The following is an 11,387-nucleotide window of genomic DNA, read 5'->3' as shown; positions in this document are numbered from 1 at the left end:
ATTCGAGAGTAAACGTCATCCTATGTGGAGTGATAGAATGTGTATACGGATTCTGAGCAATCACTTCGATTTGCTCGCTTGTGTAGCTTGGTTTTCTTTTTGGATTCATACAGATTCCCCCCTTTGCTCATTATACCAGCAAAGACAGCCTAATCTGTGTCCACATATCGGAAATGTAATAGATATTTCCTGGAAAGTATATTTTTTTACTGCCCATTTCGTGTCCACGTCTTGAATCTGCTGCAAAAATACTGCCTAAATAGTTTTAATGACGTGTCCACTTTCTGGGGTCCATTTTACATTTTTCATTACGGTATAATTTCAATTTTTTCACCAGGACAGTAAGACTTCTCGCAACAACCTGTTTTTCATTACGGTATTTTTGAAGTTTTTGCTCTGGGACAGTAGTACTTCATTGATCAGCCTGATTTTCATTACGGTATATTTTCAATTTTTCTTCCAGGACAGTAATGTTTACTGATCACCCCATTTTTCATTACGGTATAATTTCAATTTTTCCGCCAGGACAGTAACATCTCCTGTAATCCACGCTCTCCCCTGCCTACACCTCGCCGGACACCTCCACGCTGAGCTAAATTTGCACAAGAATTACTCAGGTCGGAACACATTCTAAATGCGATGCCTTAGCTCCTGCCTCTGCGCTCGGTAAAGCCAATCCACTTTGCCTTCTCCTTCCTGCCTTCCCCCTTAGTGACCTAAATGCATAAAACGCCGGGCGGTCAGGGATGCGCTGCTTTTTAGCGCACTTTAGCTTGTCCTTGACGGCCCGGCGTTTTATGCTACAATCCCCTTTGCAGAGGAAGGCAGCTGCTATTCAATTCATCACAAGTTTTCCTAACCTCTTGCGATTATTCCTCTTCCTCATCTATATCATCCATCTCATCAAATGCGATAATGGAATCAATGATATCCTCGAAGTCCTCCTGAAGCTCCTCCAGAGTATCACCCTCATAGGTGTATATACGATCGTCTATCTTCACCTCTCCGGTATAATAGTCACACTTCTTATCATAATTAACGGTTCCGATATATCCTTCGTATTCAAGTTTATCCATCACTTTATCTTCCTTGTTGATTCACCTATTATCAGCTCACCCGGGAACACGATGTGCTTGTGTCCGGATTCCTTGTCGATGATGCTGAACAAAAGCTTCATTGCTTCCTTGGAAATATCTACCATGGGCTGCCTGAGTGTGGTAAGTCTCGGTACGCAGTACTCTGCAATCTCCTGTCCGTCATATCCGACAACGCTTACATCCTCGGGAACCTTGATTCCTGAATCTGCCAGGGCTCTGAGAGCTCCGACTGCCAGCACATCTGAAATACAGTACAGTGCAGTAAACTTCTCTCCCGATTCAATAAGTGCCTTGGTAGTATCGTATCCGTTACTGAATGTATAAATTCTTCGGTCAACGTATCTGATAAGCTTCTCATCGGGCTTAATCCCGTGCTTTTCAAGAGCGCCGAGATATCCCTTAAGACGCAGCTTAACGATTGAAGGTGTATCACTTCCCTCAGTCAGGATAGCAATCTTCTTGTGTCCGAGACCGATGAGATATTCAACGACCTTAAAGCTCTCTTTCTCATCATCAACAGAGACTGTTGAATACTCGTTTCTGCTGAGATCATCTGCGATATCGGAGCCGATGGTTGCAAACACAACAGGGACACTGAGCTGCTTGATCTTCTCTGCAGAATGCTTGGCTGCTCCGCCCATAAAGATGATTCCGCGAAGGCGCTTTTCTTTCTCAAGCTCGAGAGCTACGTCAACCTCATCCTCGTGGGACTCAACGTGTCTCATTACCAGAGCATACTTTCTCTCCTCAACTTCCTTCTCAACCACCTCAATCATAGGCGCAAAGAAAGGATTGGTGATTCCCCTTACAAGAACTGCGATACACTTGGCATCCGTTCTCTTAAGGTTCCTGGCGCTGTTGTTGGGGATGTATCCGGTTTCCCTGATAACCTCCATTATTCTCTTTTTGGTTTCGGGATTGATATCCGAATGATTATTTATAGCTCTTGATACGGTGCTGACACCAACACCGCATCTTCTGGCTATTTCTACAATTGTAATTTCTGACATTAAGCATTAACCTGCCAATTTTTTATTTGGAAAGTCTTCTGTAAATCCTTGCAAAGTCATGCATCTTGGCGCAAAGCTCAGGTGAGAGCGCATCCTTCTTCATTCTCCAAACCCAGTTTCCGCCAAGGGTTGAAGGAGTATTGATCCTTGCATAACCAGGAAGTTCAAGATAATCCTGCATAGGAATTATAACAGTATCCGACACACTTGCAAAGCTTGCTCTTATTGTAGCCCAGACAGCGTCCTTACCTGTCTTTATTCCAAGATATTCCTTGGCAAATTTCTTATCATCTCTCGGAAGCTTGTCAAACCAGCTTCTGGTTGTGTCATTGTCGTGAGTTCCGGTATAAACGATGCAGTTATTGGTATAGTTGTGAGGAAGATAATCGCTCTCTTCCCTTGAATCAAAAGCAAACTGCAGAATCTTCATTCCGGGATAGCCTGTCTTCTTAACAAGCTTAATAACAGAAGGTGTGAGGAATCCAAGATCCTCAGCAATTACCTTCTTATCTCCGAGCTCTTTCTTCATGGTTTCAAAGAGCTTGTAGCCGGGGCCCTTTCTCCACTCACCAAACTCAGCTGTCGGATCGCCGTAAGGAATTGCATAATACTCATCAAATCCGCGGAAGTGGTCGATTCTTACAACATCGTAAAGCTTGTAGCAGTGAGCAATTCTCTTCATCCACCACTTGTAGCCTGTCTTCTCATGGTAATCCCACTTATAAAGAGGATTTCCCCAGAGCTGGCCTGTAGCAGAAAAGGCATCGGGGGGACAACCGGCAACATCAATGGGAGTATTCTTTTTATCCAGCTGGAAAAGCTCCGGATTAGCCCAAGTATCAGCACTGTCAAAAGCAACGTAGATCGGAATATCTCCGATGATCTCAATTCCGTTGTCATTTGCATATTTCTTAAGAGCCAGCCACTGCTCAGAAAACAGGAACTGAAGGAAGCAGTAGAAATCAATCTCCTTTGCATACTTCTCCTTGGCCTGTTTCATTGCTGCAGGCTTTCTGAGGCGGATATTTTCCTCCCAGGTATTCCATGCTCTTCCGTCATAGTCATTCTTGAGAGCCATGAAAAGAGAATAGTCAGCGAGCCAGTCATTGTCGCGTTTTTTCTTAAAGGCCTCAAAATCTTTTTTGAGCTTGTCTGCATTCTTAGCCTTACCCATGTTCTCGTAGGCCTTCTTAAGCAGCACGAATCTTGATTTGTACATCTTCTCGTAGTCGATGTACTCCTCAGATCCACCGAAGTCGCACTTATCAGCATCTTTTTTTGTCAAAAGACCTTGCTCAATAAGTGTAGTTATATCGATAAAATAAGGATTTCCCGCAAATGTTGAAAAAGACTGATACGGCGAATCGCCATAGCTTGTGGGACCTAAAGGAAGGATCTGCCAGTAGCTCTGTCCTGCCTCCTTAAGGAAATCCACAAATTCATAAGCCTCCTTAGAAAAAGTTCCGATTCCGTACTCGGAAGACAGCGAGAAAATTGGAAGTAATACTCCGCATTTTCTGCCTGATTTACTGTTTGCCTTTGCCATATCTACCCTCTCCTTTTTGCGTAAAACCTATAATCAGTTTAAATGAGCTACGGAAATATTACCGTTACCGGTAACGTTTCCATAGCTCTACTTTACCACATTTTTTAAAACTTAATCAAGAAAATTTCTATTAATTCTGATTCTCCTCAAAAGCACTTTTCTTGATGCCCCAAATGAGGTTCCTCCACTGATCGAGCTGATCCGGTGTCATGAATCCGTTGGAAGTTCCCATGTATCCGATCTTGTAGGAAGCAAAAAGAAGTGCATTCTTGATGGCATTTACACTATCTCCTGTCTCCATATAGTAGTGAAGGAAGCATGCAAACAGCGCATTTCCTGCACCTATGGTATTTACAACCTCATTAGTCTTAACTGTGTTGTAGTGAACCCTTAGGTCTTTTGTCTTATCAAAGAGAATAAGTCCCTCACTGCCCTGTCCGAGAATGATGATCTCTGTTCCGTAGGTCCCGGAAATACGTTCGATGAACTCGTACGGATCCTCGGTCAGCGTATCATCACTAAAGTACAGAACCTTTGCGGGTTTAAGGAAGTCAGTGTTGTACTTCTCCTTCTCAGGATTATAGTTCCTAATATTAACCGCCACCGGCTTATTATGCTCTGAAGCCACCTTGGCAAACGGTCTGCAGAAATTGGCATTGGCCAGCACCATCATATCGCATTCCTCTGCAATAGGTGGCACCATGGACATATCATAAACATTGTCTCTAAGGTCCTTGATATCCTCAAAGATCTGCTGTTTTCTGTCCTTATCATAGAGAACAACCTCAGTAGGCGTAGCCTTCATCTGAGGAATTATGTACTGGGTTGAAAGAGTGATCTTGCGATCATGCGGATTTATCAGACTAAGGTCCTGATTTCGTCCCACGATGGACATGAAACAAACATCGTCTCCAAGCCACTTCAGCGCCAGAGATTCGTTGTACGCATCTCCGCCCATGGCTGTAAAAATGGAGTCAGTCGCACTGGTAAGAGGAGCATAGCTCACAGGAATCTTATCAACTCTTACGATGGTCTCAATCTGTGTAACACCTGCTACTAAGAACTTGCTCATATAACCCTCCTTGTCCTTATGATGTCATAGTCTGCATCATATCAACATATTCTGTGGCCTCCTCCAAAAAGAAATCAGCCCTGAAGTTCTCTGATAGTACGGATTTCTGTATAAGCCCGTCTATTGTGTAATCAAGTATCACCCCAACTTTTTCGAAATCGATCCCCGGTATAAAGGTAGTAATATCCGCCCTCTCCCTCAGGGCGTTCATTATCCTCTGATATTTCTCGCGCCTCTCACTAATGACCGAAACAGCTTCAATATCAGTTTCTTCATCTGCTTTGTTCAGGAAAAGAAATATGAAAGGATACTGCGACATTGAATTTGCCTTGGCAGACAGGATCTGTTTGTAGAGCTCGAAATATCTGTTCTCACTCTTTTCCACATTGGCTGTAAGCTCCAGTGTCACAAACCTCGTTGCATAGTCATACAAAAAGGCATAGAGTCCTATCTTACTCTCAAAGTAGTGGAATAAAAGCCCCTTGCTGATCCCCGCTCCTTTTACGATCTCATCCGTGCTGGCGTGTTTGTAGCCATACTGGGAAAAGACCTTTAGAGCTGAATTTATCATTCTGTCCTGCTTTTCTTTTTTTAACTCCCAAAACCTGTCGTTCATGGAATATCCTCATTCCGAGCGAATTGACTAGATCAGTCTAAAACTAGTTTACCATTTATGAAAAACCACATCAAACGATTTTTCGTTATTTATCAAATTTTAATACTCAGGTCTTTTAATTAAAATCAAATTGTATTAAAATTTAGATAACCGTTTGAAATAGGAGGGGAGCTAAAAAATGTCCAAGAACAACGCATTCGGTAAGTTCGTTTTATTCTGTGCCGCTGCTGGCGCTGCTGCAGCCGGAGCATATTACTATCTCAGCAAGAGAGAAGAGGAAATCGCAGACAGTTTTGACGACGATGATTTCGACGATTTCGACGACTTTGATGATGACGAGGATACAAGCTCAGACTCGAAGTTCGGTTCACGCAAATATGTAGATATCACAAAGTCCGCATCAGATTCCGATTCTGAAGAGGCTCCTGCAGAGCCCGAGAAAGAGAAAGAAGCTGAGGCTGAGGCTAAAGAGGATCCCGAAGAGTCAGAAGAATTCTTCGACGACGAGGACAAATAATTTAATCTTGAACATGAATAAATCCCTTACAGAGTGATCTGTAAGGGATTTTTATTTTGCTTATATTTATTCTTTTTCCATCAGCATTTCCTTGAGGACTCTTGCCTTGTCCTTAATCCTGCTGTTGGCAACCCTTGATGTGAGAATCTCGCCTATCATCTTGGATGCCATATCCCTCTGGCCAGTCTCAACAGCCAGGGCAGCCATCAAATAGTCAAGTGTTGTGGCATCCATTCCTGCAATGGGGAATTCCTCTGTCTGTCTGGCCATTGCAAAACCGTTAAGGGCATTTACCAAAAGCTCTTTTTCCTGAGCATCATTCTCTGCCTTCCTGGTCTCGTAATCGTCATCGTTAGGGTCAAGTCTCTGGGTCTCTCCTCTGATAACCCAGGCTGATTTCAGACAGATATATGCCTTTTCGCTGTTCTTGGCCTTCTTGACCACAGCGTTTGCCAGGCATAGCTGGTAGAGCCTCTTGGCATACTCATAGGTGTAGACAGGATCCTTGCAGGGTTCATGCTTGTAGTTCATACAGATCTTAACTCTAATGTCATCGATCTGGTACTTGTTAAGATTGGGGAAGTATCTGCTAAGAGCAGCATATCCGCAAGCCGGACAAGCAATTACGTCGTACTTGTTCTGATCAACTTCATCATAATCAGGGCGTAGGTCAATATCCACGTTTTTCATCTTGACCTTACCTGTTCTGACAGTCCTTGCTTCAAAATCAGAATCACAGACCGGGCATTTATATTTTTTATCAAAGAGGTAATCCTCTTCGTTCACCAGCTGAAGTTTTTTCTTGGGTTCTTCCTTTTTGACTACCACCTCTTTCTTTCTGGGGTCTTCAAAAAGCGCTTCTCCTTCGATATTGCCAAGCCCAAGTTTTTCAAATCCGGAAAATATGCCCATACCTACACCTCTCTTTAAAAGTTAGTTTTTAGGTAGCACGAATGAACTCTTAAGTGAAACTATTCTGTTAAATACCGGTGCTCCCTCTTTTGAGTCCTTGCAATCCACACAGAAAAATCCGTTTCTGACAAACTGGAATTTCTCAAAAGCCTTGGCGTTTGCAAGCTCCGGCTCAAGTTTAGCATTCTTAATGACCTTGATGGAATTGGGGTTTAAATTAAGAGATCCGTCTTCCTCGTTGTAAACACCCTTCTCCTCATCAATGATATTCTCGTAAAGTCTTACCTCTGCGGTAAGTGCCTCCTTGGCAGCCACCCAGTGGATTGTTCCCTTTACCTTTCTGCCGTCGGGACTGTCTCCGCCCTTGGTTGCAGGATCATATGTACAGTGGATCTCTGTGATATTGCCGTTTTCATCCTTCTCAAAACCTGTACATGTTACAAAGTAAGCGTTCATAAGTCTTACTTCGTTGCCCGGGAACAGTCTGAAGTACTTCTTCGGAGGTTCCTCCATGAAGTCTTCTCTCTCTATCCAAAGCTCTTTTCCAAATGGGATCTTACGGCTTCCCATCTCTGGAACTTCCTTGTTGTTCTCAATATCAAGGTACTCTGTCTCGCCCTCAGGATAGTTGTCGATGATGAGCTTAACAGGATCAAGAACTGCCTGCATTCTCTTAGCCTTGAGCTTTAAGTCCTCTCTGATGCAGTACTCGAGCATTGAATACTCTGCTGTTGCCTGTGCCTTACTGATTCCGCACATATCAACAAACATCTTGATGGACTCAGGTGTAAAGCCTCTTCTGCGGAGTGATGCGATGGTAACAAGTCTTGGATCATCCCATCCGTCAACAATTCCGTCCTCTACAAGCTTCTTGATATATCTTTTTCCTGTAACCACGTTGTTGAGGTACATCTTGGCGAACTCAATCTGACGTGGAGGATTCTTGTATTCGCACTCTGTCTTAACCCAGTCGTAAAGAGGTCTGTGGTCCTCAAACTCCAGTGTGCAGAGTGAATGTGTGATACCCTCGATGGCATCCTCGATAGGATGAGCAAAGTCGTACATAGGATAGATGCACCACTTATCTCCGCATCTTGCGTGTGACATGTGAGCAACACGATAGATGATAGGATCTCTCATGTTGATGTTAGGTGATGCCATATCGATCTTGGCACGAAGAGTCATGGCTCCGTCAGCAACCTTGCCACTCTTCATCTCTTCAAAGAGGCGAAGGTTCTCTTCTACGCTTCTGTCTCTTCCGGGATCGTTCTTGCCGGGCTCTGTGAGTGTTCCTCTGTATTCTCTGATCTCATCTGCTGTAAGCTCTGAGATATAAGCCTTGCCCTTTTTGATGAGCTTGACAGCATCTTCATACATCTCGTCAAAATAATCTGATGCATAAAAGAGTCTGTCCTCGTAATCTGCACCAAGCCACTTAACATCCTCGATGATGGCATCCATGAACTCGGATTTCTCCTTGGTAGGATTGGTATCATCGAATCTCATGTTGAACTTGCCGTTATACTCCTTGGCCATTCCGTAGTTGAGAAGTATACTCTTGGCGTGACCAATGTGCAAAAAGCCATTGGGTTCGGGCGGGAAACGGGTTACTACGTGATCGTATACGCCTTCCGCGAGATCCTTGTCGATGGCTCTTTCTATAAAGTGCCTGCCTGAGCCGCTTTCTTCCTCAGGATTTTCATTTACTTTTGTAATTACTTCATCTGCCATTTACTTTATCAAACCAACTTTCTATAAAAATGTTTACATTCTATTGTAGCATAAACCTACCGGTTATACACATACTTTTCCTCAAAGGCTGCACGGCGCAGTGGCTTATCATAGTAATAGCCCTGAATATAGGTGACGCCCATGCTCTCAAGGATCTCCATCTGCTCTTTGGTCTCAACGCCTTCGATGCAGATATCTGCGCCGATGGATTTTCCCATATCAACCATTGAACGGACAAATGCCTTAGAGTATTCATCCTTATCTATGTTCTTTACAAACTCTCTGTCAACCTTGATTATGTCGAAAGGCAGAGCTCTTATGCTGGAAAGAGCAGAATAACCTGTTCCGAAATCATCAAGGGCAAGCCTTATTCCCATATCCTTTATATCAAGGATGGTCTGCTTGGTCCTTGCAAGGTCGTTTATGGCAAGCCTTTCTGTGATCTCCAGGATCAGATTCTCAGGCTTTAGATTATTTTCCTCAAGGCAGTTCTTTATGATATCCAGGATATCGTTCTGCATGATCTGCACAACAGAGACATTTACGCTGATGGCAAAATCACCGTTTCCTGTTTCGTTCCACTGCCTGCAGCACTCGCATGCTTTTTTGAGCACGTGGTTGCCGATAGGAGTGATAAGTCCCAGGTACTCAGCAAGAGGCACGAATTCATCGGGACTTAAGAAGCCCAGAGACTCGCTGTTCCATCTGACAAGAGCCTCTGCTCCGAGGTGCTTTATCTTGCTCTTCTTTCCTTTGCCCTTTGCCTTGTCGTTATAAAGGACAGGCTGAAAGTAAACCTCAAACTCATCAACCTTCTTGGAGATGGCCTTGTGCATATTCTTCTCAAGATCGATCCTATGGATACTGGAGGAATCGATGTTGTCTGAGTACTCCGCGATCCTGTTCTTGCCGGACTTCTTAGCCTCGTACATGGCAACATCTGATTTTCTGATAAGCTCGGATACATTGTCGCCGTGCTCCGGGAACTTGACAACACCCATACTCATGGTGCAGTAGTAGTCGCTGTCCTTGAGATACCACGGCGTTGCGAAGGCATTCTTTATCTCCTCAACGATCTTGTCCATCCTGTGATAGCTCTCAGGTGGAACTATGATTACAAACTCATCTCCGCCCATACGATAGCAGGAGTTCGTGATTCCTTCTATTCTGCTGATGGCCTTAGAGATATCCTGAAGAAGGGTATCGCCGTACTGATGGCCCAGGCTGTCGTTTATATGCTTAAAGTCATCGAGGTCTAAGTACATAAGAGCACCGGTCTTGCCGGTAGTTCTTGCCTCATCCACGTATTTTGCCAGATCCTTTTCGCAGCACATTCTGTTGAAAAGACCTGTCAAAAAGTCTGTATATGCCTGCTGCTCCATACGTTTCTGGTACAGCTTTTTTTCAGTGATATCATAAATCGCGCAGAGCGAAACCGGTCTTCCGTCCACCCACTTGATCCTTGTGTAGTAGACATCATACCACTTCTCTCTGTCTCTGTGATGTACTTCGTAGTTTCCGCTGTGGCTTCTTGAGGGAATATTTCCTTCAAAGAGCTCCACCAGCCTGTTCTCTGTGAGTTCCTTGCTAAAGTTCTTTTTGAAACTCCTGTTGGCAAAGAGCAGGATTCCCGTGCCTATATCCCTTACGTAGATTGAACTTCCCACGTTATCAAGGACCGCTTCTAAGGAGGCAAAAGAGCTTGCCAGCGAATTGGTCTGCAGTCTCTTGGTTATGATACTCTGAAGGATCCTTATGGAGTCGTTAATAAACTTAATGTCATCAATGGACCAGACTCTGTTCTCCCTGTTCTCGGTAAGACACGCGTAGAAGGCAGGGTTTCCGCCAATCATGATGGGCATTGCCACAAGAGCCTTGATGCCGAGGTTGTCAATCTGTTCTCTTTCTCCAGCGTTCATCTGGGTGTCGCTGGATATAGCTATCGCCTTGGAACTTCCAAGGAACCAGCAGACCTCCTGATCAGTGGTATTGGAAAAGAGCTTTGGAACTCCGGGCTGTGTCCACTGGACGATAATGTCCATGAGAGTTCCGTGATGGATCTTGCAGGTAAAGGCATTACTAATCTGGAGATAACTGCAAAGCCTTGAAAGGACCTGAGCCATTACCTCCTCTATACCCTCGTCGCTGTCAAGGAGAGATACGATCTCTGTCATGATCTCTGCTCTGTGGAAGGAGCTTGTCATCTCCATTTCCTGAGCTTTGCTCTCCTCACTTATTGCAACAGCTTTAGACCTTGATGCCTCAACTTTGATGAGGATGTCCAAGGTCTCTCTTAAAAGATCCAGAGTCTTATAAAATTTGGTCTCGGAAATCTGATACTGGAAGTTGTCAATCGGTGGATAGTGGTAGAAACTCTGATCATACTGGGCATCTGTAAAGAGTCCGCAGACAATCCAGACACCTTCAATCCTGTCCACACCACCAACCGCTACCGCAGCGAGCCTGAGATTGGGGATCTCTGTGATCTCCACAGCCTGATCCTCAAGGTCGCTCTCGGAAACCCTCATACAGATGTTGTGGATCCTGATGGGGGTTACATATTTTTGAATTATATCAATCTCGTGTGAATTGCCGGAGAACTCCGTAATAGGAACGCCATCCCCGTCAAGACACTGCACATAGACACCTGCCATCTCACAGAACATATCCTGCCAGGTCTGCAGTTCCTGCCTGTTTTTTGGCGCAAGCTGACCAAGAGCTCCCATCTCCGTAGAGCCAGAGCCCTTGCTTTGTGCCTGCATAAGTTCTGCTGGTGCTTTTGTGTCGCGCATGCAAGCTCTCCTTGCACTTAGATTTTATAACATAAGGAAGTTCTGCTCTCGCTACGCTCGCCAGAACTAAGTAGTACACCAGGCTCGAAAAGAC

Annotated in this window: 9 protein-coding genes; 1 reads left to right on the top strand and 8 read right to left on the bottom strand. The window is 44.4% G+C overall.

Annotated features, from left to right (window positions below; all coding sequences use genetic code 11):
* Positions 1–869 precede the first annotated feature (869 nt).
* The 5 genes from G589_RS20450 to G589_RS0116720 form a co-directional block, all read right to left on the bottom strand.
* Positions 870–1,076: a hypothetical protein gene (locus tag G589_RS20450; protein ID WP_035776478.1), complete on the bottom strand. Its 207-nt coding sequence runs from the start codon at positions 1,074–1,076 to the stop codon at positions 870–872.
* The gene (locus tag G589_RS0116735; protein WP_022769572.1) at positions 1,076–2,107 is read right to left on the bottom strand and encodes a LacI family DNA-binding transcriptional regulator; all 1,032 of its coding nucleotides are present in this window, start codon (positions 2,105–2,107) and stop codon (positions 1,076–1,078) included. Before G589_RS0116735 ends, G589_RS20450 begins: the two co-directional genes overlap by 1 nt.
* Positions 2,108–2,129: 22 nt before the next feature.
* The gene (malQ, locus tag G589_RS0116730; RefSeq protein WP_035776476.1) at positions 2,130–3,653 is read right to left on the bottom strand and encodes a 4-alpha-glucanotransferase; all 1,524 of its coding nucleotides are present in this window, start codon (positions 3,651–3,653) and stop codon (positions 2,130–2,132) included.
* Between the two features lie 130 nt (positions 3,654–3,783).
* Complete coding sequence (locus G589_RS0116725) at positions 3,784–4,725, bottom strand: carbohydrate kinase family protein (RefSeq protein ID WP_026522929.1); 942 nt, start codon at positions 4,723–4,725, stop codon at positions 3,784–3,786.
* 16 nt (positions 4,726–4,741) lie between these two features.
* Positions 4,742–5,341, bottom strand: a complete 600-nt coding sequence (locus tag G589_RS0116720) for a TetR/AcrR family transcriptional regulator (RefSeq protein WP_026522928.1) — start codon at positions 5,339–5,341, stop codon at positions 4,742–4,744.
* A gap of 178 nt (positions 5,342–5,519) precedes the next feature.
* Between G589_RS0116720 and G589_RS20445 the strand changes: the two genes are divergently transcribed.
* Positions 5,520–5,858, top strand: coding sequence for a hypothetical protein (locus G589_RS20445; RefSeq protein ID WP_051192513.1), 339 nt, complete (start codon positions 5,520–5,522; stop codon positions 5,856–5,858).
* A 66-nt stretch (positions 5,859–5,924) separates the two neighbouring features.
* Here the strand turns inward: G589_RS20445 and G589_RS0116710 are convergent, their stop codons facing one another.
* Genes G589_RS0116710 through G589_RS0116700 form a run of 3 tightly spaced genes read right to left on the bottom strand, consistent with a single transcriptional unit; the run spans position 5,925 to position 11,293 of the window.
* A complete protein-coding gene (locus G589_RS0116710) occupies positions 5,925–6,770 on the bottom strand; it encodes a DUF2225 domain-containing protein (RefSeq protein WP_026522927.1) in 846 nt (281 codons plus the stop codon).
* A 21-nt stretch (positions 6,771–6,791) separates the two neighbouring features.
* Complete coding sequence (locus tag G589_RS0116705; RefSeq protein ID WP_051192512.1) at positions 6,792–8,501, bottom strand: glutamine--tRNA ligase/YqeY domain fusion protein; 1,710 nt, start codon at positions 8,499–8,501, stop codon at positions 6,792–6,794.
* 56 nt (positions 8,502–8,557) lie between these two features.
* Entirely contained in the window at positions 8,558–11,293 is a 2,736-nt protein-coding gene (locus G589_RS0116700; RefSeq protein ID WP_155832572.1) for a putative bifunctional diguanylate cyclase/phosphodiesterase, read from the bottom strand.
* Positions 11,294–11,387: the final 94 nt, after the last annotated feature.

Origin of the sequence: Butyrivibrio sp. VCB2001 (genome assembly GCF_000423965.1) — a bacterium.
Lineage (GTDB): Bacteria > Bacillota > Clostridia > Lachnospirales > Lachnospiraceae > Butyrivibrio.
This window is presented reverse-complemented; position numbering and strand designations above follow the sequence as displayed.

Coding starts and splice junctions, on each gene's coding strand:
- malQ (WP_035776476.1), bottom strand. CDS start 3,653: ATGGCAAAGGCAAACAGTAAATCAGGCAGAAAATGCGGAGTATTACTT.
- G589_RS0116710 (WP_026522927.1), bottom strand. CDS start 6,770: ATGGGCATATTTTCCGGATTTGAAAAACTTGGGCTTGGCAATATCGAA.
- G589_RS20450 (WP_035776478.1), bottom strand. CDS start 1,076: ATGGATAAACTTGAATACGAAGGATATATCGGAACCGTTAATTATGAT.
- G589_RS0116735 (WP_022769572.1), bottom strand. CDS start 2,107: ATGTCAGAAATTACAATTGTAGAAATAGCCAGAAGATGCGGTGTTGGT.
- G589_RS20445 (WP_051192513.1), top strand. CDS start 5,520: ATGTCCAAGAACAACGCATTCGGTAAGTTCGTTTTATTCTGTGCCGCT.
- G589_RS0116725 (WP_026522929.1), bottom strand. CDS start 4,725: ATGAGCAAGTTCTTAGTAGCAGGTGTTACACAGATTGAGACCATCGTA.
- G589_RS0116700 (WP_155832572.1), bottom strand. CDS start 11,293: ATGCGCGACACAAAAGCACCAGCAGAACTTATGCAGGCACAAAGCAAG.
- G589_RS0116720 (WP_026522928.1), bottom strand. CDS start 5,341: ATGAACGACAGGTTTTGGGAGTTAAAAAAAGAAAAGCAGGACAGAATG.
- G589_RS0116705 (WP_051192512.1), bottom strand. CDS start 8,501: ATGGCAGATGAAGTAATTACAAAAGTAAATGAAAATCCTGAGGAAGAA.